This is a genomic window from Nocardia transvalensis NBRC 15921, assembly GCF_000308875.1.
Classification (GTDB): domain Bacteria; phylum Actinomycetota; class Actinomycetes; order Mycobacteriales; family Mycobacteriaceae; genus Nocardia; species Nocardia transvalensis.
Map to the genome: position 1 here is coordinate 40,497 of NZ_BAGL01000035.1, position 24,041 is coordinate 64,537.

Consider the following 24,041-nt stretch of genomic DNA (forward strand, 5'->3'; position numbering starts at 1 on the left):
ACACGCTGATGTCCGATCCCTGTTGTATGTGCCGTTATCTAGCGGTACATTGAATCGTGGTAAGGGGTTGACCGTTGGTCGGCAGTACCGATCCGGACACCCGTACGGAAAGTTATTGCAGGTTAGGAAGATTCGATGTCTGACACACAGAGCCCCGCGCATGCCCGGCAGCGTCTGCTCCGCGCCGTCGCCGTGATCGCCATCGCGGCCGCGCCGCTGGCCTTCGCCGCCCCCGCCTTCGCCGCGCCCGCGCCCGCGCCCGGCATCCCGCTGGTCGCCGAGGATCCCGCCGCGCCCGCGGACGCCAACGCCCAGGAGGTCCACCGCGGTGGCCGCCACGGCGGCTGGGGTCACGGTGGCTGGGGCCACGGCGGTTGGGGCCACGGCTGGCGCGGCCACGGCGGCTGGGGTGGCTGGGGCGGCGGCTACAACCCCGGCTGGAGCTACCCGGGCTACTACTCCCCGTGGATCGGCGGAGGCAGCGGCAGCGCTTTCTGAGTTTCCCCGAGGCCCACGTCGGCGCACTGACGCCGCCCCACGATCGCGAATGGCCGCATCCACGATTCCGCCGCGATCGGCCTCATTTTTCCGGCGTGCCTGTGGCCGGAAACCATCTCGCCAGGAATGCATCACCGGCTACCCATCGTTGCCTGGACCGGAGGTGCAGGCATGAAGGTACGTTTCGGCGTGGGGCTGGGGTCGGAGACCGATCCCGCGGAATTCGCCGCCATCGTGGATCGGCTCGAGTCGGGCGGCGTGGATTCGCTGTGGTTGTCCGAACTCGTCTACACGAAATCTGTCGATCCGGTCGTCGGGATGGCGTTCGCGCTGTCCCGGACGACCCGGCTCAAGGTCGGGACATCGGTGGCGATCCTGCCCGGCCGCCATCCCGTTCTCGTCGCCAAGCAGCTGTCGTCACTCGCGGCCCTGGCGCCCAAGCGCGTGCTGCCCGTCTTCGGGCTGCAACCCGCGCGACGGGACGAGCGTGAGCTGTTCCCAGCTCCGGAGGGTAAGCGCGGCAAGGTATTCGACGAATCGCTGGAACTCCTGCGGTCGGCCCTCCGGGACGACGAGATCGCCTTCGAGGGCGAGTACTTCACCGTCGGTCCCGTCACCTCGGGGCTGCGGCAGGACCGGCCGCTCGACATCTGGCTCGGCGGTTCGGCGCCCGCGGCGTTCCGGCGCATCGGCCGCTTCGGTGACGGCTGGCTGGGCAGCTTCCTGACACCCGCGGAGGCGGGGGAGGGCCGGAAGGCCATCATCGCGGCGGCCGACGAGGCGGGCCGCGAGATCGAGGCCGACCACTTCGGCATCAGCCTGGTCCTCGCCGAAGACGGCATACCCGACGCGCTGGCGGATTCGGTGCTGCGCCGCAGGCCCGGCGCCGATCTCGGCGATCTGGTCGCGGGCAGCTGGAAGGACCTGCACCGCCTGATCGACGGCTACCTCGAGGCGGGCCTCACCAAGTTCGTCGTCGGCTCGGTCGGCGGCCGGCCCACCGAGCACTTTCTCGACCGGTTCACCGAAGAGCTACTACCCCGGCAGAACTGACGTTCCGGAGGTAAGGCGTGCTCGGCGGTGACGCATCCGGTGCCGCCGGGCCGGATCATGGTGGCGCGGAAACGCATGGTGGAGCCCGCTCGGGAACAACCGCTGCCACCCGCCGGTTGCTCGCCAGGGGGACGACGGTTGGGAGTGAGGATGCTGGCGATCGGATTCGACGCACCGGGCGGACCGGAGGTGCTGCGGGCGCTGGAGGTGCCGCAGCCGCATGCCGGGCCGGGCGAGGTGCGCATCAGGGTCGAGGCCGCGACGGTCAACCCGTCGGATGTGGTGACCCGCTCGGGCGCGGCGCACGATCGATACCGTGGCGTCGAGCCGCCGTACGTGCCCGGCTGGGACGCGGCCGGCGTGATCGACGAAGCCGCCCCGGACTCCGGCTGGCGGGTCGGTGACCGGGTCGTCGCCGTCACCAAGCCCGTCCTCGAGGGCGGCGGCGCGTACGCGGAATGGATTGTCGTGTCCGGTGATTCGGTCGCCCCGATCCCCGACGGCGCCGATCCGGTAGCGGCCGCGACCCTTCCCATGAACGGCCTGACCGCCCGGATCGCCCTCGACGCCCTCGGCCCCGACACCGGCCGCACCATCGCCGTGACCGGTGCCGCGGGCGCGGTCGGCGGCTACGTCATCCAATTGGCCAAGCACGCCGGCTTCACCGTAATCGCCGACGCCGCACCCGCAGACCGCCAATTGGTCACCGAGCTCGGCGCCGATATCGTCGTCCCCCGCGGATCCGATGTGGCCCAGCACATTCGCGAGCACGCCCCGGACGGCGTAGACGCCGTGATCGACGGCGCGCTCCTGGGCGAAACCGTTCTGCCCGCCATCCGCGACAACGGCTCCTACGTAGCCCTGCGCCCACCCGCACTGACCGGCGGCGTGCAATCCGAGCGCGGCATCGCCATCGACTACGTCATGGTCACCGACCACGTCCGCGACTCCGCGGCCCTGAAAGAGCTGAGCCACCTTGCGGGACAAGGCATCCTGAGCCTGCGCGTGGCCCGCACCTTCCCGGCTGCCGAAGCCGCCGACGCCCACCGCCTGCTGGAGGCCGGCGGTGTTCGAGGTCGGCTGGTACTCCGCTTCTGAAGGTATCCATCGTGTTCCGCACGGTCGCGCCATAAGTTCGCTGATCCGGCGAATCCGGCTCGGAGAGTCTGCGATACCACCTGTGCGCCGCCCATCATTCCGGTCTTCTGAAAGACGGCCGTCAACCCTTGCGGGTGAGGCCGGCCTGTTCGTCATCGATAGGAACCAGGGCCCAGCCGTCCGGTAACTGGCACAACGACTTTGCCGCGATCCGGGTCTCGACGGCGCTCATCCGTTCGATCGGCTGTCGATCGAACATCACTCCGCCGGCGAAGTGGACTTTGTCGAACGCTACGTATTCCCCGAATGTCGCGCTGCCGAAGTCGGCTTGCCCGTGAAAGACCGTCCGCCGGAACATCGTCATGCCGACGAAGACGGCGTCGCGATAGGAGACGGCCGAATCGCAGGTGACGTGCTCGAACGACATATTCCTTTCGAATCGCGTGCCGTGGAAGGTGGCGTCACCGGTCAGGCGGCTGCGATCGAAGGTCGCGGTCCGCTGAAAGATGGCCGCGCGGAAGGACGTTCGTTTGCCGCCGAACGTGGCATGGTCGAACCGCGCGTGGTGTTCGAACGTCGCTTCGGCGAAGTACGCGTTCTGGTGCCACTGCGCGCCGCCGAAGTCCACCGAATGGCGCCACCGCGTGCGCTGCAATGAGACGTCGCCGCGGAATACGGCCGCACGGAACCGCGTCTCGCCGTGAAAGCCGCTGTCGTCGAACGATGTCGCCCCCGCGAAGGTCGCTCCGGTGAAGTCGACGTCGTCGAAGACGCACCGCGAGGCATCGAACCCGTCGAGATACGCGCCGATGAGGTCGATGCGCATGTGCTCCCAGTGGTCCGGTCCCGGTCGCAGGTGCCGGGTCAGCATGCGCTGGGCGCCCAGTCGCACGTGCTGCTCGTCCGGGACCTCCTCGCGGGCGGGCATCCGCAGATACGCGCAGACGACATCGACGATCGTCTGCCGGTACTGCTCGTTGTTCTGCGCCAAGCGTTCCAGCGCGTAGAGACCACCGAGCCGCACCGGCGCCTTGTCGGAGCCGAGATGCTCGACCGCCTTGCCGAACAACTCCGTGACCCGCCGCTCGATCGCGTCGTACTCGCTACTCGCCGCCGCCCGATCCCGCGCGGCCTGGTCCGAGGCCACGCTCGCCTCGGCATGGGCCTGCACCCGCTCCTGATGCGCGCGAGTGACGGCATCGTTGTACTCCCGATGCCGCTGCGTGCGTTCGTTCAGCCACTGCCGCCGCGCCAACAGCACGAGCCCGACCGCGCCGCCCGTCCCCGCGACAGCCGTGAGCCCGGTGCGGATCGCATCGATCCGCACCGTCGCACCGGCCGAGCCGCCGCTACCCGCGATCCCCAGCAGCCACCACGTCACGACGACCCCTGAGACAACCGCAATACCGAAGCCCACCAGCACAAGCCACCACGGCATCACCCGAAACGACTGTGCCCCGGCATCATCGGCGGCCGCCCTGCTCTCCATGGGCTAGATCATGACGGCCCGCACCCCACCTGTCACCCACATGCCGCCGCGGGCCAGGACCGGCAGTGCCAGGATTCGCCCTCCCGTTCGATGAGGAACGGGACGGCGTGCGGGAGCGGATTTCCCCATACTCGAGCGCCGAGGCCGCACAGCTGTGCCAGTGTCACGGTGAGGCTGGCGACGTGGCCGACGAGGGCAACGGTTTCGCCGGGGTGGGCCCGTGCGATCCGGCGGTTCCCTCCGACTCGCCGATCCCGACCTCTGCCAGCTCGTCCAGGGCCACGGTGTCGTAGTCGCGGCCAGTCAGCAGAGCGGCGGCGGTTTGTCGTGCGCGGAGGGCGGTGCTGCAGTAGACGTTGGTGATCGGCTCGTGAGCGAGGGATCGAGCGGCGTCGGCGGCTTGGCGGAATCCACGAGATGTCAACGGTGACAGCGGCACAGCGCCCGCGATACCCGCGGTGACGTTTTCCGATTCGGCGTGGCGAAGGCACCATATCCGTACGTGACCGGTCATGGAATCATGCTGCCCGGTGGGCGGGTTCTGTTGCCGCACAAGGGGTGTGGTCAGGTGAGGGATTGGGTGGCGGCTCGGAGGGCCGCCAGGGCGGCCAGGGTGTGGGGGGCGAGGGTGGTTTCGGGGGGTGCGGAGAGCCAGGCTTCGTAGCCGCGTTTGAAGGCCAGGACGCCCAGTTCGGCGGCCAGGTGGGCGGTGGGGTCGGGGACGCCTCGGGCAGCGAGGGCCTCGGTCATGGCCGCGGCCAGGCCGACGCTCTTGAGGGCGTCGCGTTCCTGGAGTTCGACGTTGGCGGCGATGGCGGCGGTCAGGCGGGGGCCTAATTCGCGGTTCATCGGGCCCATCGCGGTCGAGGCGCGTTCGAGGCCGGCGGCGACGGCCTCGAGGGGGGTCGCGTTCTCGGGCGCCTCGGCGATGCCGTCGGTGAGCAGTTGACTCAGCGTCTGCTGCCCGGCCACGAGGAGTTCGCGCTTGTCGGGGAAGTAGCGGAAGAAGGTGCTCTTCGTGACTCCGGCGCGCTCGGCGATCTGCGCGACCGTCGTGGCGTCGTACCCCTGCTCGGTGAACAGATCTACGGCGGCCAGGACCAGCCGCTCTCGTGCTCCAGGTTCCCACCGTGCCATGTGTCGATGATAAGTGATGGGACCATTGTCTCGTCACTCTGCTATGGTGATGAGACAACAGTCCCATCACAGCGAGGGAGAGAGATATGCATGTGTTCGTCACCGGCGGTTCCGGCCTGATCGGGTCGGCGGTCGTCGCCGAACTGCTCGGCAACGGCCACACCGTCCGAGCACTCGCTCGTTCCGACGCTTCCGCGAAGGCCCTCGATGCCGTTGGCGCCCAACCGCTGCGCGGCGATCTCGCCGATCTGCCCACGCTGCGCACCGGCGCCGCCGCGGCCGACGGCGTGATCCACCTGGCCTTCAGCAACGACTTCAGCAGCCCGGAGGCCCTGGCGGCGGGAGTCGCCGAGGAGGGCGCGGCCATGGCGGCCATGGGAGACGAACTCGCGGGCAGCGATCGCCCGTTCGTGACGGTCTCGGGCACGCCGGGCGTTCCGGGCCGCGCCTCCACCGAGGCCGATCCGCTGCCGACCGACGGACCTGTCGGCGGTCGCAGTCGCTCGGTCATGGCGGTGCTCGAGCTGGCCGCACGCGGCGTGCGGAGTGCGGCCGTTCGCCTGCCGCGCACGGTGCACAACGAGGGACAGGGCGGATTCGCCGGCATCCTGACCGGCGCGGCCCGGCGCAGCGGGGTGTCCGGCTACCCGGGCGACGGCACCCAGCGCTGGCCGGCTGTGCACGCGCTCGACGCGGCCGTCCTCTTCCGGCTGGCGCTGGAGCAGGCCCCGGCTGGAACCGCGTGGCATGCCGTGGCCGACGAGGGCGACGCCGTGCGCGATATCGCGGCCGTCATCGGCCGGCGCCTGGGGTTGCCGGTGGAATCCGTGCCGCCGGAGAACTTCGGCGCGCTCGGCCCGATCTTCGCGACCGATCAGCCCGCGTCGAGCGCCCACACGCGGGAGGCGCTGGGCTGGCAGCCGCGGCATCCGAGCCTGCTGGAGGACCTGGAGAACATCCAGCCCTGAATCGGTACGGCGCAGGGCGTTTTTCCCGGGATCGCGTGGGCATCCGCCGCATATGTTTTCCGAAGCACCCGACCCGACTCAGGTTACGGAGGCCGATCTGCGTCAGCTGCTTCAAACCGGCTGCCCCGGAACTCGGCTCGTCTTGCGGGAGGGGCGTATTCGCCTCGCTCCCGCCACCGGGGACGACGCGGACGGGAAGTCGCTGATCACCCGCGGGGAACTGGCCTCGCGGGTCGGCGACCGTCTCGAATCGTCCACGCTGATGGCCGAGGCGGAACTGCTGAACCAGACGTTCGGTTTTCACTGAGCGCTCAGAACACGAAGCCGCGCAAGGCCAGGAAGCGCATACCGCCGACCGCCGCCGTGACGGCGATCATGGCGCCCGCCTGGGCGAGGCCGCCGAGACCGGGAGCCCAGAAGCCGAGGACGGCCAGCGCCGCGGTGCTGATCAACACGCCGAGCAGGGCCAGCCCGCCGCCCTCCCACTGAGCGGTGAACCAGCCGACGCGCCCGGCCGCCCGGAACGTCAGCTGCCGGTGGAGTTCGTTCGCGATCACCGTGCTGACGATCGACCCGGCGATATTGGCGACCAGCGGGCCGATTCCGCTCATCGCCAGGAACAGCAGGACATACGCGATATTGCTGGCGCCGCCGACCAGAGCGAAGCGGATCAGCTGGGCGAAGGCGTGATCGCTGCGCAGGTATCGCGTCGGGCGGGGCTCGGCGCGCAGCATCGGGGCCAGGTCGATATCCCCGAGGATCGTGGCCCGCAGTCCGGGAGTGGCGAATGCTGTGCTGTTCACACCGATACTGTCGCGAGCCGGGCTGTCGCCGCTCTGACACCGGACTGACACCCCAGCTGACACCGGGCGCCGGGCTTGCCCGACGTCAGGCGGACGTGACCTCGAGAACCAGTTTGCCCGTGGTGGAGCCGGATTCGATGCGGTGGTGCGCCTCGACGGCGCGGGTCAGCGGGAGGGTCTCGACCTGGATCCGGAGATCTCCGGAGGTGGCCGCGCCGATCGCGCGGCGGAGGGCGGCGCCGGCCTGGGCGGGATAGGCGGCGGCGAAGGCGGCCAGATTGAACCCGGAGACCGTCTTGCTGGTGAACCAGAGTTCGTTCGCCGAGATCCCGATATCGTCCGCACCGGAGGCATTGCCCATCACCACGAGCCGGCCGAGCGGGGCGAGCCGGTCCAGGCCGGCGCGGCGGGCGGGGCCGCCGACCATGTCGACCACGATGTCGAACTCACCCGCTTCGGCGAGCCGATCGCGCAGGATCACCTCGTCGTAGCCGAACGACCTTGCGGTCTCGATCTTTTCGGGGCTGCCGACGGTACCGACCACGCGGCCCGCGCCCAGCAGCCGGGCCACCTGACCGAGCTGGCTGCCGACGCCACCCGCGGCGGCGTGCACGAGCACGCTCTCGCCGGGTTCGATGCGGGCGACGCGGTCGAGGACCAGGAACGCGGTGGTGCTGTTGGACGGCAGGGCGGCGGCGGTGGCCAGGCTCAGCGACCGCTCGTCGAGCGGGATCACCAGATCGGCGGAGGTGACCACGACCTCGGCGTAGCCGCCGCTGTCGACGATGGTCAGCGCGGCCACCGGCTGGCCCACGCGCAGATCCTCCACGCCCGCTCCGACGGCGCGGATGTGGCCGGAGACCTCGATGCCGGGCACGAACGGCAGGGGAACGTCGACGACGCCCTGCCGGTAGAGGACCTCGGCGAAGTTGGCGCCCGCGTAGGCCACATCGATGGCGACCTGGCCCGGTCCGGGCTCGGGGAGGGTGACGGTGGCCGCGCGCAGGACTTCCGCGGGGCCGAATTCGGGGATGGTGATCGCTCGCATCCGGGTGGCATTGCTCATGACACCGATCCTGCGGGCGCGGCGTGGCGATAGGCAGTGCCGGTTCATGGGGGGTGTGGCGCCACCAGGCTACGAATGCAGCAGGCGCTCCAGCCGGTTCTCGGTCTCGGTGCCCGGGACCGGGTTGTGCAGGATGAGGTGGTGGCCCGGATGGTCGGGCAGGGGGAGCAGGGTCGCCTCGAACACCATGACCCCGACCTCGGGGTGGTCGACGGCTTTGATCGCGGTCGCGTGCTCGGCCGCGTCGTGGCGGGCCCACAGCCGCGCGAATTCCGGGCTGACCTGTGCCAGATCGTCGGCGATGCGGTCGAATTCCGGATCGTCGGGATAGCGGGCGGCGTCGCCGCGGAATACGGCTGCCGTCGCCGCCGCGATCTCGTCCCACTGCTGGTGCAGCACCCGGAACCGCGCGTTGGTGAAGAAGGAGATCAGGCAGTTGTGGTCGGTGTCGCCGTAGCCGAATACCGCCCGCGCGGCGTCGTTGACGGCGGTGAAGTTCCAGTGCCGGTCCCGGATGTAGCCCGGTCGCGGCGCCCAGGTGTCGAGCAGCCGCAGCATCTGCGGTGAGGCGGGCACCGACGGAATCGCTGTCCGCTGCGGCGGATTCAGCCCCGCCAGGCGATACAGGTGGGCACGCTCGGCCTCGTCGAGTCGCAAGGCGCGGGCGACCGCGTCAAGCACATCCTCGGAGACCTTGATATCGCGGCCTTGTTCGAGCCACGTGTACCAGGAGACTCCCACCCCCGCCAGCACCGCGACCTCCTCCCGCCGCAGGCCCGGCGTGCGCCGGCGGCCCGCGTCGGGCAGTCCCACCTCGGCGGGCGTCAGGCGTTCCCGGCGGCTGCGCAGGTACTCCCGCAATTCTTCGCGCCGCCGGTCCCGCGAGACGCCGGCGCGGACTTCGGAATTCTGGGAGGTGGTGGTCACGGGTCCACGATAGATCGATGCTGGTCGAGGGCGAGAGCGCCTATGTCCTGTCCGGGACAGACTCTGCGCTCGGGCAGCAGTCGTCTCCGCAGCAGGCGGCGGTAGGTTCTTGCCGCGCGGAGGGTTTGACGGCCTTGACGATCGCGGAATGCATGCCGTCGGCGACCTCGTGGGTCGGGGTGATATCGATGTCGGTGAATCCGGCCGCGGTGAGGTGGGCGCGATATTCGGTGAACGACAGTGCTCCGGCGATGCAGCCGACATAGCTGCCGCGTTGCGCGCGGTCGGCCGGGGTCAGGGTGTCGTCGGCGACCACGTCGGTGATGCCGATCCGACCGCCGGGTGTCAGGACGCGGGCCATCTCGGCGAAGACGGCAGGTTTGTCGACGGACAGATTGATCACGCAGTTGGAGATGACCACGTCGATCGTGTTGGCGGGCAACGGGATCGACTCGATCGTTCCTTTCAGGAACTCCACGTTCGCCACCCCGGCCTTGGCGACGTTCTCGGCGGCGAGGGCGAGCATCTCGTCGGTCATGTCGACCCCGAACGCCTTTCCGGTGTCCCCGACGCGGCGCGCGGACAGGATGACGTCGATCCCGCCGCCGGAGCCGAGGTCCAGGACCCGCTCACCGGCCCGCAGGTCCGCGACGGCGGTCGGGTTGCCGCAGCCCAGTGACGCCGCCACCGCCTGAATCGGCAGCTCGCCGCGGTCGGCCGCGCCGTACAGGCTCGCGCCGAAGGTCGGATCGATATCCGTCGGACCGGTTGTGCAGCAGGCGGATCCGCAACAGTCCTCGGCCACGCCGCCGGCCGTCACTGTCTGTGCCGCCGCCGCGTACCGGGCTCGCACCGTCTCCCGCAGGTCGTGCTGCTGGTGGGACATGACCTCACACTCCTTCCGAACCCCGGCGGATAAGTACCTGACCGGGCTGTATCGACGAATATCGATACACAGCTTGCGCCGCTGGATAGGCAACTGTCAATATAGATGGGTGTCGAAACAGGAATCCGTGGTGATCGCGTCCACCGACTGCTGCGCGACCACCTTGTCCGCGCCGCTGGATGCCGAGGCGGCGGCCGGACTGGCGGGCATGTTCAAGGCGCTCGCCGACCCGGTCCGGCTGCGGGTCCTGTCCCTGATCGCGGCCCGCGGCGGCGGAGAGGTGTGTGTCTGCGAGCTGACCCCGGCCTTCGACCTGTCGCAGCCCACGATCTCCCATCACCTGAAGGTGCTGCGAGAGGCCGGGCTGATCGACAGCCAGCGCCGCGGCACCTGGGTCTACTACCGGGTGATCCCCGAAGCGCTGCAACGACTCTCGTCGGTACTGACGCTCGACGTGCCAGCGGGGGCATCGTGATCCTGGAACATGCGCTGCGGGTACTCGACGCGTCACCGCGCCGATATGGGTGAATGTGCTTCTCGTAGAAGCACATTCACCCATATCGTTCGCTCAGCGGTGTATCAGTTCACTTGCCGCAGGTGGAGGATTCCGTTCACCGCCCACGCGACGTCGCGTAATCCGGATGTGGCGCCGGTGCGGAGCACGACGAGGGCGCAGAGCGCCAGGTAGCAGATGAAACAACTCGAGCCGAGCAGTGCGATGGTGTACACGTTCATTCCCTGTGTTCGCGAATCGTGCGCCGGAAACAGCGCGTGTCAGTCTTTTCCGAGTGACAGCCCGACTCGGAGTTTCCCGAGCGCAGTCGGTAACGGGGCGATTCTGCTGCGAGCATCACGCCTGAACATGCGATTCACGGCACTACATCCAATGCGAAGACCCCCCGCGGGCTGCATCACACAAGAAGCAGTGAACGTCCTGCCTCAACTCAGATCATTTGCCCTCCAAGGGTTCCTGCGCCATTGCCCGCCATCATCCCTCAGAGTTACTGCCCTCGCAAGGAGTGCCACTCCCTTGCTTCGGCTCTGCCGCGCAGTCCCACTGCGAGCATGAAGAGTTCGGAGTACACGTCGCCTCACCACTCGGCGTTGTCGAACACACTGTCACACTGAGTGATTCACACCATGTCACACGCTGTCGTCGCGCGCGAGACGCCAATTCTCCGGGCGGGCGGTGTGGGATGCGGCGAAGGGGAGGAGTAGGGCGGCGGTGTGGGAGGGGTTTTCGATGATCGGGGAATGTCCACTGCCGGGGAGCATTTCGATGCGTGCGCCGGGGACGGCGCGGTACCGGGCGGCCGATGTGGGGCGGACGCGCTGGTCCTTCTCGCCGAAGAGCACCAGTAGTGGGGTGTCGAGGGTGGCGAGGCGGTCGGGGAGGGGTTGGTGGGCGAGGTAGTCGGTGGCTGCTCGGGTTGCTTTCAGGAACGAGTGGATGGTCATGCCGCGTAGTTCGTCCAGGAATTGGCGGGGGATCTCGAAGCCTTCGGCGAATCCGGCGGCGATGGCCGGGCGGAGTTGGTCGTCGGTCAGGTTGTCCCATTGGGACGGGTCGATGGTGATGCTCTGGGGGATGGCCGCGTCCACGGACGGGGCGGTATCGATCAGTACGAGTGCCGATACGAGGGCGGGGTTCCGGGCGGCGAGTGCGGTGGCGACCATGCCGCCGCTGGAATGGCCTGCGATCACGGTGTTGTCGATGTCGAGCCGGTCCAAGACGTTGCCGACCCGGCGGGCCTGGTCCTCGACGGCGTAGCTGCCGTCCGCCGGTTCGGCCGATCGGCCGCATCCGAGCAGGTCGATCCGGACAACGCGGTGGGACTCCGTCAGCAGCGGGACCAGCGCGTCCCACGAGCGCGCGGAGGCCGCGGAACCGTGGATCAGCAGGAGCGCGGGTGCGTCGCGCGGGCCGTCCTGCCGCACGTACATATCGCCGTCGTCCAGCGGGAAGGTCGATTCCTCGATGGTCATGTCGCTCAGTGTGGCCGCCGGTGCGGACGGCCGTCTTGGACGAATGTTCCGTCAGGCGGGGGGTGCGGGCATGGTTACCGCGATCTCGCCGCCGAGGTGGTAGTCCTCGGCGAGGTGCAGGTTGTCGCCGCTCCAGAAGCGGCCCGGGTCATACCAATTCGCGGGTCTGTCGGGGAGTAGGCCCATCGCCTGGTAGGTCAACGCGACGATTTCCGCGCAGTAGGCGCTCTCCAGATTCGCGCGGTCGGGTTCGCGGTCCGCGGCGGCCGGTGTGCGTTCCGGGCTCGCGTTCCGGCGTTTCCACCATCGCTTCGGGGCCGGGACACGGCCCAGGAACCAGCGTCCGGCCAAGGCGCTGGTGGACGGGAAGGGGGTGCCGTCGAGCCTGGCCACGACGCGGAGTGCGGCGTCCTCCATCTCGCGGGTGACGGGGCGGTCGAGCTGGCGGATCCATGCCTGCTGGCCGTAGACCTCGTTCCATCGGGTGGCCGCGGCGCGCAGGTCGTGGAGCTGGGCGCCGCGATGATGGGTGCCCGACCACACATCCGGCAGGGAGCGGCCCAGTTCGGCGTGCCACATCAGCGCCGGGAGATCGTCGACGACCACCGCCATACCGACATGGTTGACCGGACTGTTGGTCAGTCCCCGGATCGCGCGGTCGGCGCCGGAGTGACCGCGGAACAGCCACAGATCTCCTGTCCGCGTGAGTTCTACCGCGTCGTCGAAGCCGATACTCGAGGGCGATTCGCGTGGCACACGTCTAGCCTAGGTGCATGCGCTGGTGGAAAATGCTGGGTTTGGCGGGCGCCGCCGGTGTCGCGGCGACCGGAGTGGTGATCGTGCGCAACGAACGCAAGCGCCGCGCCTACACCTCGGACCAGGTTCGCGAACGTCTGCACGCCCGCGTCGCCGACCAGCAGGGCACGTCCGACTGATCCCGCGCCACAGCGGCTCCGGCCCAGCACCGATGGGCGGAAGCGGCTCGTGGTGCGTCCGCCCATCGGTACCGGTGTATCCGAGACAGTGTCCGGCAGGCCTTTCGGCAGCCACCGGACACCACCTTGTATTCGGATCAACCTGCGAAACGGTTTGGTTTTCGTTCGCCCTGATTCCGGAAGGGCCCTGAGCTGTTCACAAACCTCTGGGTGCGTACCGGATGATTTTGTAAGTACTTGCCGGTCGGTGAGGTGTGGGTGAGCCTAGGTGCAGCGCGCGCCGAAGACCTCTCTCGAACCGAAGGAGCAAGTGATGACGGAAACACCGGTGACGGTGCTCGGGCTCGGCGCGATGGGCAGTGCCCTGGCCGCGGCCTTCCTGAAGGCGGGTCATCCGACGACGGTGTGGAATCGCAGCCCCGGCAAGGACATCGATCTGGTCGCGGCCGGCGCCACCCGGGCGGGGTCGGTGCGCGAGGCGGTGGGTGCGGGCGGACTGGTCGTGGCGGTTCTGCTGGATCACGCGTCGGTGCACGAGACCCTCGACCCGATCGCGGGCGAACTGGGCGGGCGCGCGCTGGTCAACCTCACCAGTACGGCGCCCGAGGACGCGCGGGAGCTGGCGCGGTGGGCGGCCGGGCACGGCATCGACTACCTCGACGGCGGAATCATGGCCACGCCCGGCATGATCGGGCAGCCCGGCTCCTCGATTCTCTACAGCGGTTCCCGGGCGGTGTTCGACGCCCATCGCCCCGCGCTCGAATTGCTCGGCGCCGCGGAGTATTTCGGCGACGACGCGGGCCTGGCGTCGCTCTACGACTTCGCGCTGCTGGCGGGCATGTACATCATGTTCGCCGGATTCCAGCACGGGGCCGCCATGGTGCGCTCGGCGGGCGGATCCGCCGAGGCGTTCGGCGAGCGGGCCGGGCGGTGGTTGTCGGCGATCATGCCGTCCCTGACCGCTGAGGGCCGCGTGATCGACAGCGGCGACTACAGCCGCCCGGTCCAGGACCTCCGGTTCACCAAGGCCGCCCTCGATGCCATCGTGCGGGCCAGCCGCGACGCCGGGGTTGCCCTCGACGTCATCGGACCGGTGAAGGGCCTGGTCGACCGCCAGATCGCCGACGGCCACGGCGCCCAGGCCACCGAGAGGATGTTCGAGGGTCTGGTGTGAGGGCCGGCGTGCTCTAGTGCCCGATGGCGTGATGGATGAGTAGGGCGAGTTGGGTGCGGGCGTCGTCGAAGGGGCGGGGGGACTTGAGAGCGCGGCTCTGGAGGATGGCGCCCTCGATCACCGACAGCAGGACGCTCGCCACCGACTCCGCGGCGGGCCGCTCGGCGCCGGCGGCGACCAGGCCGTCGGCGAGGCGGGCGGTCCAGTCGGTGAACGCCTGCCCGGCGGCGGCCTGCACCCGGGAGTCCAGCTCGTCCAGCGCGGCGGCCATCATGAACGAGCCCTCGCGGTAGTCGCTGGATTCGAGGGGATCGCGCCAGAAGGCGAACAGCTCGTCCAGCCAGCACTCGACCGACGTCGCCTGCGCCAGCGCCTCGGCCACGGTGCTCACGTGCGAATGGACCACGCGCGACACGATGCGCGCCGCGGTCTCCACCAATTCGCCCTTGCCATCGGGAAAGTGCTGGTACAGCGAGTTGCGAGAGGCGTTGCTGCGCTTGAGCAATTCGTTCAGCCCGGCCGCGTGCACGCCGTGTTCCTGCACCGTGGCGATGGTGCTCTCGATGAGACGGCCACGCGGTCCGGTCCTCAACGGAATCTCCTCCCACCCTTGTGTGAACCGATCGGTCCATGCTAGACGTAATCTCCGTATGAACCAATCGGTTCATACGGAGAGAGGAAGTCATGGCCGCCCACATCGCCACCGCTGCCCCGGTTGCCCACGCCGCGCTGCTCGGCCTCGGCGTCTACCGCCCCCGGCGCGTCGTCCCCAACGCCGAGATCGTCGACCGGATCGATTCGTCGGACGAGTGGATCCAGACCCGGTCCGGGATCGCCGCGCGCCGGTGGGCGGAGAAGGACGAGACCATCGTCTCGATGAGTACCGAGGCCGCCCGCGAGGCGCTCGCCGCGGCGGGGCTGGCCGCGGAGAAGATCGATGCGGTGGTGCTGGCCACGTCGTCGCAGATGGTGCTGGGCCCGTCGGCGGGCGCGGTGGTGGCGACCGAACTCGGGCTGCACGACACCCCTGCCTTCGACGTCTCGGCCGGCTGCGCGGGATTCTGCTACGCGCTGTCGGACGCCGCGGCCCTGGTGCGGGCGGGACAGGCTCGTTACGTGCTGGTGATCGGGGTGGAGCGGTTGTCGGATCTGCTGGATCCGGCCGATCGCACCTGCGCGTTCATCTTCGCCGACGGCGCCGGCGCGGTCGTGGTGGGCCCGGCGGAGGCCGAGGGCATCGGCCCGGCGGCCTGGGGCTCGGACGGCAGCCAGACCGCGGCGATCAAGCAGGACAAGGACTTCCAGGAGTACTTCGCCGAGGTCGCCGAGGCCGAGGCGAGTGGCGGGACCACGGTGCGGCCCTACATCCGGATGAACGGCCAGGCCGTATTCCGCTGGGCGGTCACCTTTCTGGAGAAGGCGTGCCGGGACGCGCTGGACAACGCCGGCGTCACCGTCGAGGACCTGGACGCCTTCGTGCCGCATCAGGCCAATATGCGCATCACCGACGCGCTGATCCGGGCGCTGCGCGTGCCCGACTCCGTCGCGGTCGCCCGCGATATCGTCGGCACCGGCAACACCAGCGCGGCATCGATCCCGATGGCGATGGAGGAGCTGCTCCGGTCCGGTTCCGCGAAGGCGGGAGATACCGCGTTGCTCCTGGGTTTCGGGGCCGGGCTCGCCTACGCCGGCCAGGTCGTGCACCTGCCGCCGATCGCCGCGAACTGATCGTTTCGGCGCGCGCCTACACCGTGGAGTAACTTCGTGGCACCATGCCACGGAACGGATTTCCGTGATAGACGTACGAGCGGAAAGCCCGCTCCTGGAGAGGAATCAGCCTGATGATGAAACGCACCGTCACTGCGGCACTGGCGGCAGTCGCGGCCTCGCTCTTCGCTTTCGGCCAGTCCGGGGCGCAAGATCAGGCCGCCAACCAGTTCGTGATCTTCGAGAACACCGTGCCGATCGTGACGGTTCCCGAACCGGCCGACAACACCTGCAACGCCAACGTGATCACGATCGACGCGCCGCGGACGGTGTACCTGGCCAACACCACCCCGTTGTACGCGACGGTCTACGCCCGCGCCGGGGACAAGCCCGAGTGCACGGGCACGGTCCTCTACCGCTTCGCCCCGGGCCAGGTCTCCGGCACCGCCAACGTCCTGCAGGGCGCGGTCCTGGACGTGAAGTTCTCGCAGTACAGCTAGGAGTTCGGGGCCTGTCGTCCCCGAGACGACAGGCCCCGATTAGTTCTCGGGGCGGGCACCGTCATGAGTGTCATGACTACTCATACGCTTCACAGTCCCGAGGCCGAGGTTGTGTACGACGTGCACGGGCCGCTGCCTACCGAGGGGCGGCCGCCGTTGTTCATGATCGGTCAGCCTATGGATGCCACCGGGTTTCACGCGCTGGTGGAGCAGTTCCCGGATCGCACCGTGGTCACCTACGATCCGCGTGGCCTCGGCCGCAGCGTGCGCAAGGATGTCCGGGTGGATCATTCCCCGACCGTGCAAGCGGAAGATGTGCACGCCGTGATCGAGGAACTGGGCGCGGGACCGGTCGAGATGTTCGCCAGCAGTGGTGGTGCCGTGGTCGCGCTCGCGCTGGTGACGGCCCATCCCGGCGACGTGATCACCCTGGTGGCCCACGAACCGCCGCTCAACGCCGTCCTGCCCGACGCCGCGGCGGCCGACCGCGCCCGCGCCGGATTCCGGGATGCCTACGAGGCCAAGGGTTTCGGCGCCGGTATGGCGGCCTTCATCGCCATGACCTCGTGGCAGGGGGAGTTCACCGACGAGTACTTCGCCCAGCCCTTCCCGGATCCCGGCATGTTCGGGATGCCGTCGGAGGACGACGGTTCCCGCGACGATCCGCTGCTGTCGGACCGGTCCTGGGCCGTGAGCAGCTACGAGCCCGATATCGCGGCCCTGCTCGCGGCGCCCACCCGCATCGTGGTCGGCGTGGGCGAGGAGTCCGCGGGCACCTACACCGCGCGCACGTCCGAAGCCCTCGCCGCGCTGCTCGGCCGTCCGGTCACCGTCTTCCCGAGCCATCACGGCGGCTTCTCGGGCCCCGACTCCGGATATCCGGGACAGCCGGTGGCGTTCGGAAACACCCTCCGGCAGGCGCTGGACGGTCACTGACCGGTGACCGCCGCCAGGATGTCCGTCAGCTGCCGGGCGAATTCGGGCGCCTCGGTGCGTGCGCCGTTGTGCGCGCCGGGGAACTCGGTGACCTCGAGGCCGAGCCGGGCGGCGATCTCCACCGCCGGACGGTAGGGCAGGCAGCCGCGGGTCTCGCAGCCGACGGCTAGGACCAGCCGCTCGGCCACCGGGCGCAGCGCCGCGTAATCCGGGAGGTACGAGGTGAATTCGCGCAACTCGTACGCCATCATGAGCGGGCCGTTGGCGGCGAGGCGCTCCCAGGTCGCGGCCGCGCGCGGCGAGAGTTCCCCCGGGTCCGGAGGAGGCTTCATCGCCCCGCCGATGCCCGCGAGGAACCGGGCTCCCGCGGCGGCGGGCCCCTCGGTGCGGAACAGCGTGTAGACCTCCTCGACCATCGCCCGATGCGCGACCGCGTCGGGCAGGACCGCGAAACATGGTGGCTCGTGGGCGATCAGGGTGTGGACGGCTTCGGGGTGCCGGGCTAGCAGCTCCAGCCCGACGATGCCGCCGTTGCTGGTGCCGAACACCGCCGCGGGCTGATCCGTGAGGTGCCGCAGCAGCCGGTAGACGTCGTCGGCCTGAACCGAGACGCGCTGGGTCTCGGGCCGCCCGCTGTCGAGGGTGCTGCGGGAGTAGCCGCGCTGCTCGAGCGCGACCACGGTGAAATGCCGTTCGAGCGCCTCGGCCAGCGGGTCGGCCGCACTCGCATCCCCGCCGCCGCCCGGAAGCAGCACCAGCAGCGGGCCCTCCCCACGCACCTCGTAGTACAGCCTCGCCCCGGGGACGGCCAGCGTCGCGGATCGCATGATCCCTCCTTCCTGATTTAACAAGGATATAGCCTAACTATATTAGGAAGATGTCGCCAGTAGATTCCGGACTAGTAGGGTCGACTGTCGGTCCGATGGGCAGGAGGTGGAGTATGTCGCCGCGGGTGGGACTGACCGCGGAGCGCGTGGTCGACGCGGCCGCGGAGCTTGCCGACGAGATCGGGTTCGACAACCTCACCCTGTCGGCGGTCGCTCGCCGGTTCGGCGTGAAGGATCCGAGCCTCTATGTGCACGTGCGCAATCTGCACGATCTGCGGGTGCGGGTGGCGCTGCGGGCCGGGGTCGAGTTGAACGACCGGATCGGGACCGCCATCGCGGGACGGGCGGGGAAGGACGCGCTCATCGCCTTCGCCGACGCCTACCGCGCCTACGCGCTGGAGCATCCGGGTCGGTACGCGGCGACGCAGATCCGGATGGATCCGGCAGAGGTGGGGGACGAGCCCGCGCTGCTGCGGAGCATCGAGCTGACGCAGTCGATGCTGCGCGGGTACGAGCTGGGGGAGTCCGAGGGGCTGGACGCGGCTCGCTTGCTGCGCAGCACATTTCACGGGTTCGCGACGCTGGAGGCGCAGGGTGGGTTCGCCCATTCCCGGCCCACGGATGTGTCGTGGCGGCATATTCTCGATGCCCTGCATCGGACGCTGTCGGATTGGCCTGCGGGGCAGGGCAAACCACGTCCGGCGGGCTCGTAGTCGATCCAGGTCCGGTGGGCTCGTCGTCGATCCACGTCCGGTGGGCTCGTCGTCGATCCACCTCCGGTGGGCTCATAGTCGATTTCCCGGCATGCTTTTGGCCGGGATCCGTGGGTGCGCTGGTGGTTTCCGGCCAAAAGCATGCCGGAAAAAAGGGGGGTGGTGTGCCGGAAAGGGGGTGTGCCGGAAAGTACCGAAACGTTGCCTGATGCGGCGATCTATGCGTGCCGGCGCGACTCAGAGGTGCCGAGTCCCCCACTGGACGAGCTTCTCGACGGGAATGTTCCATGCCCGCACCGCGGAGTTGGGGACGAACGTCGTGATTTCTGGAATTCCCTCGAGCGCTGGGACAGTGGCGAGGAAGTGGAGGTATCTGCCATCTTCGAGCCGGATCCAGAAGGGTTGCTCCTGCCGGTCGGGCAAAGGTTCGGACAACCACCATTCGGGCCCATCGGCGAGCCACGGTTCCAGCCGATCCTCGACTTGGGTGAAAGAGACTCGGGTGAGCCAGTCTCGCTGCGGCTGATCCATGACGTAACCGTCGATCACGGAGAAGCAGAGAACGGGCCAGTCTTCGAACTCGCTTTCCCGGCACTGCTCGGCCAGCCCATGTATGCCGAAATCATGCGCCTCGCGATTCGGATTGCCTGCAACCAAGCTGACGTAGCCGGCGTCGATAGTCTGGCCGTCGGCGCCGAACGCACCCAGGGCAGCCTCCACCGCTGCGACGAACCTGTTGTACTCGTCGAGTGTGAAGTATTCACACCAGCCAGGGACTGCATCGCGCGGGGCGGGCGGGTCCACGCGCGCGGCTTCCCAGCAGATAGCAAGGGTTTCCCGCAGCTGAGCGGCGGATTTCCGCAGGGTGCCCCGTTCTCGATCTCGGACCAGTTGATGCAGAAAGAATTCCAGGATCACACCGTTCGCGAACTCCGCCGGAGCGTTGGGGCGGATGACCGGGGCGCAGTAGGGGTTGAGGTCGTCATCCGCACGATCCTGATAACCCCAGCGGGCCGGCGCGACACGCAACAGGACTTCACCGACGTATCGCAGCGTACCGGTGGTGAACTCCGCGTTGTCCTCGATACCGATGGCCGTCTGGTCCGGATAGCGCGCGAGCACGACCGGTTCCAGCGCGTCCAGCGAGTCGAGGGTGAAGTCGAAAGGAAAGTCCGCGGGCAGGTAGAAACGGCGCCACTGCTGCAACGCGCTTCCCATGCCGGCCAGCCATCCGTCCAGAAAGACGCACGCCGACTCGGTCATGTTCTTGCGGTCCTCGGCCATGTACGCCTCGGTTCGGCCATCCGCATGCACGATGTCCATCCTCGCGTACTGCTGGCGGGCTCCCATCTTTGAGTAGCCTGCTCGATCCCTGACCCCGTACATCGGTCGATACACCGACCGTGCCTGGCGATCCGCTGGTATCCGGTTCAGCGGTGAAGCGGATCCATTTCATGGAGGTGGCTCAGCGGCTGGCGTCGAGGGCTGCGGTGAGGGTGTCGGCGGCTGATTTGGTGGCGGTGCCCAAGTGGGCCAGGGCTTCTGCGGACAGGCGGGTGTCGGGGCAGGCGACCAGGGCGGCGGTGACGGTGGCGCCGAGGGTGATGGGGGCGGCGACGGTGACCACGGCGTTTTCGGCGCCGAGTTCGTCGGGGAGGTAGTCGATGGTGATCAGGTCGGCGATCATGCCGCCCAGGCGGTGGCGGAGGGGGTCGGTGACGGGGGAATTGCGCAGGGCGGCAAGGGCTTCCAGGATCGGGGCCGATTCGTCGGCGAGGCGTTCCACCGAATAGCCGCGGGCACGGACCTCCGCGAGGACCGCGTCCAGGCGCTCGCGGTGGGCCGGGTCGGCGTGGCCGAGCCAGGCGGCGCGCTCGGAATCCGGCGCCCAGGCGACGAATTCGCGGGCGACGGGCGGGGCGAGGGGTAGCCGGCGGCCCGCGCGGATCCACGGCACGGACGGGTCGCCGATCACCTCGGTGATGACGATGGCGCCGGTGTCGCGCTCGGCCAGGAAGACCGGAATCCGTTCGCGCGCAGCGAGATCCCGCATCGGCTCCACGGCGAGGCGGCGCAGCGGGAACGCCTCTTCCGCGCGCCGCGCCACCGCGAGCATGCCCAGGCCGAGGCCGTAGTTGCCGTCGCCGTCGCGCACGGTCCAGCCGTCGGCGGTGAGCTGGGTGAGCACCGCGTGCGCCGTGGCGCGCGACAACCCGGTGTCGCGCACGATGCGCGCCAGCGACAGGTGGTCGGCGGGGCGGCGGGACAGCAGCTCGATCACCCGGACCACGCGGTGCGTGGGTGGTGACGCGGCGGAATCGGGCGCGGCCGACCCATTTTCTGAAACAGGTTCTTGACCGGCGCGCCGCGGTCGGCCTATCGTCGGTGTCACAATATCGAACGATAGCGTCGAATATTCGACACCGCAACCCCGGTGGGCGAATGTCGGCGCGGTGAGTGAGCGGGTGATGCGGACGGGATACGAGCTGTCACATCTGGCGGCCCTGGAGGCCGAGTCGGTCCACATCTTCCGGGAGGTCGCGGCGACCTTCGAGCGGCCGGTGCTGTTGTTCTCCGGCGGTAAGGATTCGGCGGTCATGCTGGAGCTGGCGCGCAAGGCGTTCTGGCCGGCGCCGCCGCCGTTCGCGCTGTTGCACGTCGACACCGGGCACAACTTCGACGAGGTGATCGACTTCCGCGACCGCACCGCGGCGCGGGTCGGGGCGCGGCTGCTGGTGGCGCGGGTGCAGGACGATATCGATGCCGGGCGCTCGGTGGAGCGGCCGGGCGAGAGCCGCAACCGGTTGCAGACGACGACGCTGCTGCGCGCCCTCGCCGAGCACCGGTTCGACGCGGTGTTCGGCGGCGCCCGGCGCGACGAGGAGAAGGCGCGCGCCAAGGAGCGGGTGTTCAGCTTCCGCGACGAATTCGGCGCCTGGGAGCCGCGGGCGCAGCGGCCGGAGATCTGGAACCTCTACAACGGCAGGCACCGCCCGGGCGAGCACATTCGGGTGTTCCCGCTGTCGAACTGGACCGAACTCGACATCTGGGAGTACATCGACCGGGAGGCGGTGGAACTGCCGTCGCTGTACTACGCGCACCGCCGCACGGTGCTGCACCGCGACGGAATGCTGCTGGCCGCCAACCGGTTCCTGCCGCAGCGCCCGGACGAGGAGGCGTTCGAGGCGACCGTCCGCTTCCGCACGGTCGGCGACGCCACCTGCACCGGCTGCGTCGAGAGCACCGCGGCCGATCCGGCGGCCGTGATCGCGGAGACGGCGGTCACCCGGCTCACCGAGCGCGGCGCGACCCGCGCCGACGACCGGATCTCGGAATCGGGCATGGAGGACCGCAAGCGGGAGGGCTACTTCTGATGAGCCGCAACATGTTACGACTGGCGACGGCGGGCAGCGTCGACGACGGCAAGTCGACCCTGATCGGCCGGCTGCTGTTCGATTCGAAGAATCTGTTCACCGATCAGCTGGCGGCGATCGAGCGCGTCAGCGCCCAACGCGGCGACGCCGCCACGGATCTGGCGCTGGTGACCGACGGGCTGCGGGCCGAACGCGAACAGGGCATCACGATCGATGTCGCGTACCGCTACTTCGCCACGCCGCGAAGGAAGTTCGTCATCGCCGACACCCCCGGCCACGTGCAGTACACCCGCAATATGGTGACGGGCGCGTCGACGGCGGATCTGGCGCTGATCCTGGTCGATGCCCGCAAGGGCGTGGTCGAGCAGACCCGCCGGCACGCCTTCCTGGCCGCGCTGCTCGGCGTCCCGCACCTGGTGGTGTGCGTGAACAAGATGGACCTGGTGGACTGGTCGGAGAGCCGATTCGACGAGATCCGCACGGAATTCGCCGATTTCGCCGCCAAGCTGACCGTCGGCGACCTGAGTTTCGTGCCGGTGTCGGCGCTGCACGGCGACAATGTCGTGGATCCGTCGCCGCACAGCCCGTGGTACGCGGGACCGCCGCTGCTGCACCGCCTCGAGGAGGTGCACATCGCCTCGGACCGCAATCTCATCGACGCGCGGCTGCCGGTGCAGTACGTCATCCGGCCGGGACAGGAGGCGGGCGCAGCCGCGCCCCGCACCTACGCCGGGACCGTCGCGGGCGGCATCTTCAAGCCGGGAGACGAGATCACCGTGCTGCCCTCGGGCCGCAGCACCCGGGTCGATCGCATCTGGGGTCCGGGCGGGACCAAGGTGGACGAGGCGTTCACCGGGATGGCGGTTTCGCTGACGCTGGAGGACGAGGTCGACGTCGGGCGCGGGGATATGCTGGCGCGCCCCGGGAATCGGCCGCATCTGGATCGCGACCTCGACGCCATGGTGTGCTGGTTCTCCGACGACACCGTGCTGCGGCCCGGGGCCGGATACGAACTGCGCACCGCGGCCCAGGCGAGCAAGGTCGAGGTCACCGGCCTGGACTACCGGCTCGACGTCAACACCCTGCACCGGGTGGCGGACGCGGACAGTATGGCGCTCAACGACATCGCGCGCCTGTCGCTGCGCAGCCGCACGCCGCTGATGTTCGACGCCTACCGCGACAACCGCCGCACGGGCAGCTTCATCCTCGTGGACGAGGCGACCAATCAAACGGTGGCGGCGGGAATGATCCTCGCCCGCGATACGGGCCCACGGGAGAATGCGGAAGGGAACTCGCGGGCAAGTGGGGAAGGGAACTCGCGGGCAGGTACGGAAGAAAGCGCGCGGGAGACTGCGGACGGTCGCCGCGCGATCGCCGACGTCGTCTGGCACAGCTCGGCCGTCACCAGGGCGGAGCGCCCGCACGGGGGCGCCACCATCTGGCTCACCGGGCTGTCCGGGTCCGGAAAGTCCACGATCGCGGTCGAATTGGAGCGCTTGCTGGTCCGGTCGGGCCGGCCGGCCTACCTGCTGGACGGCGACAATCTGCGGCACGGGCTGAATGCCGACCTGGGCTTCAGCGACGACGATCGCCGGGAGAACATCCGGCGGGTGGCGGAGGTCGCGGCGCTGTTCGCCGATGCCGGGGTGACCGCCATCGTGTCGGTCATCAGCCCCTTCGCCGCTCAGCGGAAGCTGGCGCGGGCCGTGCACGGCGACCGGGGACTGCCGTTCCACGAGATCTTCGTGGACACCCCGCTCGCGCTGTGCGAGCGCCGCGATCCGAAGGGTCTGTACGCCCGCGCCCGTCGCGGCGAACTGCGCGATTTCACCGGAATCGATTCGCCGTACGAGCCGCCGCAGCACGCCGATCTGGTCATCACCCCCGAGCACGGCAATCCGGCCGATATCGCCGCCCGCATCCACCGCGAGCTGCGACTGCAGCCCACCGACGAGTAGGACATC

28 protein-coding genes are annotated in these 24,041 nt (G+C 69.2%); 14 read left to right on the plus strand and 14 right to left on the minus strand.

The window, feature by feature from the left end; genetic code table 11:
• Window positions 1–135: 135 nt before the first annotated feature.
• The 3 genes from ON41_RS43400 (at window position 136) to ON41_RS11610 (ending at window position 2,649) form a co-directional block, all read left to right on the plus strand.
• The gene (locus ON41_RS43400) at window positions 136–498 is read left to right on the plus strand and encodes a hypothetical protein (protein WP_040747574.1); all 363 of its coding nucleotides are present in this window, start codon (window positions 136–138) and stop codon (window positions 496–498) included.
• Between the two features lie 171 nt (window positions 499–669).
• Window positions 670–1,551: a TIGR03854 family LLM class F420-dependent oxidoreductase gene (locus tag ON41_RS11605; protein WP_040747575.1), complete on the plus strand. Its 882-nt coding sequence runs from the start codon at window positions 670–672 to the stop codon at window positions 1,549–1,551.
• 150 nt (window positions 1,552–1,701) lie between these two features.
• Window positions 1,702–2,649 carry an NADP-dependent oxidoreductase gene (locus tag ON41_RS11610; RefSeq protein ID WP_040747576.1) on the plus strand — a complete coding sequence of 316 codons (948 nt, stop codon included), beginning with the start codon at window positions 1,702–1,704 and terminating at the stop codon, window positions 2,647–2,649.
• 121 nt (window positions 2,650–2,770) lie between these two features.
• Here ON41_RS11610 and ON41_RS38920 read toward each other — a convergent pair whose 3' ends face one another.
• The 3 genes from ON41_RS38920 to ON41_RS11625 all read right to left on the minus strand — a co-directional run bounded on the left by ON41_RS38920 (window position 2,771) and on the right by ON41_RS11625 (window position 5,275).
• Entirely contained in the window at window positions 2,771–4,138 is a 1,368-nt protein-coding gene (locus ON41_RS38920; RefSeq protein WP_083905283.1) for a pentapeptide repeat-containing protein, read from the minus strand.
• A gap of 163 nt (window positions 4,139–4,301) precedes the next feature.
• On the minus strand, window positions 4,302–4,652 hold the full coding sequence (locus ON41_RS40140; RefSeq protein WP_373281336.1) for a histidine phosphatase family protein: 351 nt from the start codon (window positions 4,650–4,652) through the stop codon (window positions 4,302–4,304).
• A 50-nt stretch (window positions 4,653–4,702) separates the two neighbouring features.
• Window positions 4,703–5,275, minus strand: a complete 573-nt coding sequence (locus ON41_RS11625; RefSeq protein WP_040747578.1) for a TetR/AcrR family transcriptional regulator — start codon at window positions 5,273–5,275, stop codon at window positions 4,703–4,705.
• Window positions 5,276–5,361: 86 nt separating this feature from the next.
• Here ON41_RS11625 and ON41_RS11630 point away from each other — a divergent pair, with 86 nt between their 5' ends.
• Both ON41_RS11630 and ON41_RS41495 read left to right on the plus strand, forming a co-directional pair.
• Window positions 5,362–6,243: an SDR family oxidoreductase gene (locus ON41_RS11630; RefSeq protein ID WP_040747579.1), complete on the plus strand. Its 882-nt coding sequence runs from the start codon at window positions 5,362–5,364 to the stop codon at window positions 6,241–6,243.
• Window positions 6,244–6,295: 52 nt separating this feature from the next.
• Window positions 6,296–6,550, plus strand: a complete 255-nt coding sequence (locus tag ON41_RS41495) for a hypothetical protein (RefSeq protein ID WP_157185433.1) — start codon at window positions 6,296–6,298, stop codon at window positions 6,548–6,550.
• A gap of 4 nt (window positions 6,551–6,554) precedes the next feature.
• On the opposite strand, the gene ON41_RS11635 is transcribed toward ON41_RS41495, so the two are convergent.
• From ON41_RS11635 to arsM, 4 genes are all read right to left on the minus strand, one after another.
• Window positions 6,555–6,977, minus strand: coding sequence for a GtrA family protein (locus tag ON41_RS11635; RefSeq protein WP_051161260.1), 423 nt, complete (start codon window positions 6,975–6,977; stop codon window positions 6,555–6,557).
• 154 nt (window positions 6,978–7,131) lie between these two features.
• Window positions 7,132–8,112 (minus strand): quinone oxidoreductase family protein, encoded by a 981-nt coding sequence (locus ON41_RS11640; RefSeq protein WP_040747580.1) that lies wholly within the window; start codon window positions 8,110–8,112, stop codon window positions 7,132–7,134.
• 69 nt (window positions 8,113–8,181) lie between these two features.
• Window positions 8,182–9,039 (minus strand): helix-turn-helix transcriptional regulator, encoded by an 858-nt coding sequence (locus ON41_RS11645; protein ID WP_051161253.1) that lies wholly within the window; start codon window positions 9,037–9,039, stop codon window positions 8,182–8,184.
• A gap of 40 nt (window positions 9,040–9,079) precedes the next feature.
• Window positions 9,080–9,925: an arsenite methyltransferase gene (arsM, locus tag ON41_RS11650; RefSeq protein ID WP_040747581.1), complete on the minus strand. Its 846-nt coding sequence runs from the start codon at window positions 9,923–9,925 to the stop codon at window positions 9,080–9,082.
• A gap of 130 nt (window positions 9,926–10,055) precedes the next feature.
• On the opposite strand from arsM, the gene ON41_RS11655 reads away from it, so the two are divergent.
• Window positions 10,056–10,400 (plus strand): metalloregulator ArsR/SmtB family transcription factor, encoded by a 345-nt coding sequence (locus tag ON41_RS11655; protein ID WP_373281338.1) that lies wholly within the window; start codon window positions 10,056–10,058, stop codon window positions 10,398–10,400.
• Window positions 10,401–10,504: 104 nt separating this feature from the next.
• Here ON41_RS11655 and ON41_RS41500 read toward each other — a convergent pair whose 3' ends face one another.
• The 3 genes from ON41_RS41500 to ON41_RS11665 form a co-directional block, all read right to left on the minus strand.
• Window positions 10,505–10,654, minus strand: coding sequence for a hypothetical protein (locus ON41_RS41500; RefSeq protein WP_157185434.1), 150 nt, complete (start codon window positions 10,652–10,654; stop codon window positions 10,505–10,507).
• A 414-nt stretch (window positions 10,655–11,068) separates the two neighbouring features.
• Window positions 11,069–11,911 carry an alpha/beta fold hydrolase gene (locus ON41_RS11660; RefSeq protein WP_040747583.1) on the minus strand — a complete coding sequence of 281 codons (843 nt, stop codon included), beginning with the start codon at window positions 11,909–11,911 and terminating at the stop codon, window positions 11,069–11,071.
• A 51-nt stretch (window positions 11,912–11,962) separates the two neighbouring features.
• A complete protein-coding gene (locus ON41_RS11665; protein ID WP_040747584.1) occupies window positions 11,963–12,667 on the minus strand; it encodes a hypothetical protein in 705 nt (234 codons plus the stop codon).
• A gap of 17 nt (window positions 12,668–12,684) precedes the next feature.
• Here ON41_RS11665 and ON41_RS42245 point away from each other — a divergent pair, with 17 nt between their 5' ends.
• Both ON41_RS42245 and ON41_RS11670 read left to right on the plus strand, forming a co-directional pair.
• Window positions 12,685–12,846: a hypothetical protein gene (locus ON41_RS42245; protein WP_169336478.1), complete on the plus strand. Its 162-nt coding sequence runs from the start codon at window positions 12,685–12,687 to the stop codon at window positions 12,844–12,846.
• A 313-nt stretch (window positions 12,847–13,159) separates the two neighbouring features.
• Complete coding sequence (locus ON41_RS11670; protein WP_040747585.1) at window positions 13,160–14,020, plus strand: NAD(P)-dependent oxidoreductase; 861 nt, start codon at window positions 13,160–13,162, stop codon at window positions 14,018–14,020.
• A gap of 13 nt (window positions 14,021–14,033) precedes the next feature.
• On the opposite strand, the gene ON41_RS11675 is transcribed toward ON41_RS11670, so the two are convergent.
• Window positions 14,034–14,612, minus strand: a complete 579-nt coding sequence (locus tag ON41_RS11675; protein WP_051161254.1) for a TetR/AcrR family transcriptional regulator — start codon at window positions 14,610–14,612, stop codon at window positions 14,034–14,036.
• A 92-nt stretch (window positions 14,613–14,704) separates the two neighbouring features.
• Between ON41_RS11675 and ON41_RS11680 the strand changes: the two genes are divergently transcribed.
• The 3 genes from ON41_RS11680 (at window position 14,705) to ON41_RS11690 (ending at window position 17,163) form a co-directional block, all read left to right on the plus strand.
• A complete protein-coding gene (locus ON41_RS11680; protein WP_040747587.1) occupies window positions 14,705–15,748 on the plus strand; it encodes a beta-ketoacyl-ACP synthase III in 1,044 nt (347 codons plus the stop codon).
• 113 nt (window positions 15,749–15,861) lie between these two features.
• Window positions 15,862–16,227 carry a hypothetical protein gene (locus ON41_RS11685; RefSeq protein WP_040747588.1) on the plus strand — a complete coding sequence of 122 codons (366 nt, stop codon included), beginning with the start codon at window positions 15,862–15,864 and terminating at the stop codon, window positions 16,225–16,227.
• Window positions 16,228–16,299: 72 nt separating this feature from the next.
• Window positions 16,300–17,163: an alpha/beta fold hydrolase gene (locus ON41_RS11690; protein WP_040747624.1), complete on the plus strand. Its 864-nt coding sequence runs from the start codon at window positions 16,300–16,302 to the stop codon at window positions 17,161–17,163.
• Here ON41_RS11690 and ON41_RS11695 read toward each other — a convergent pair.
• Entirely contained in the window at window positions 17,157–17,990 is an 834-nt protein-coding gene (locus ON41_RS11695) for an alpha/beta fold hydrolase (protein ID WP_040747589.1), read from the minus strand. The genes ON41_RS11690 and ON41_RS11695 overlap by 7 nt on opposite strands.
• A gap of 113 nt (window positions 17,991–18,103) precedes the next feature.
• On the opposite strand from ON41_RS11695, the gene ON41_RS11700 reads away from it, so the two are divergent.
• Window positions 18,104–18,703 carry a TetR/AcrR family transcriptional regulator gene (locus tag ON41_RS11700; protein WP_040747590.1) on the plus strand — a complete coding sequence of 200 codons (600 nt, stop codon included), beginning with the start codon at window positions 18,104–18,106 and terminating at the stop codon, window positions 18,701–18,703.
• Window positions 18,704–18,940: 237 nt separating this feature from the next.
• Here ON41_RS11700 and ON41_RS11705 read toward each other — a convergent pair whose 3' ends face one another.
• Entirely contained in the window at window positions 18,941–20,026 is a 1,086-nt protein-coding gene (locus ON41_RS11705; protein ID WP_157185435.1) for a hypothetical protein, read from the minus strand.
• 142 nt (window positions 20,027–20,168) lie between these two features.
• Window positions 20,169–20,984: a helix-turn-helix domain-containing protein gene (locus ON41_RS11710; protein ID WP_246829504.1), complete on the minus strand. Its 816-nt coding sequence runs from the start codon at window positions 20,982–20,984 to the stop codon at window positions 20,169–20,171.
• A 187-nt stretch (window positions 20,985–21,171) separates the two neighbouring features.
• Here ON41_RS11710 and cysD point away from each other — a divergent pair, with 187 nt between their 5' ends.
• Window positions 21,172–22,077 carry a sulfate adenylyltransferase subunit CysD gene (cysD, locus tag ON41_RS11715; RefSeq protein ID WP_040747625.1) on the plus strand — a complete coding sequence of 302 codons (906 nt, stop codon included), beginning with the start codon at window positions 21,172–21,174 and terminating at the stop codon, window positions 22,075–22,077.
• On the plus strand, window positions 22,077–24,035 hold the full coding sequence (gene cysC, locus ON41_RS11720; protein WP_040747593.1) for an adenylyl-sulfate kinase: 1,959 nt from the start codon (window positions 22,077–22,079) through the stop codon (window positions 24,033–24,035). The genes cysD and cysC overlap by 1 nt, the downstream gene beginning before the upstream one ends.
• Window positions 24,036–24,041 lie beyond the last annotated feature (6 nt).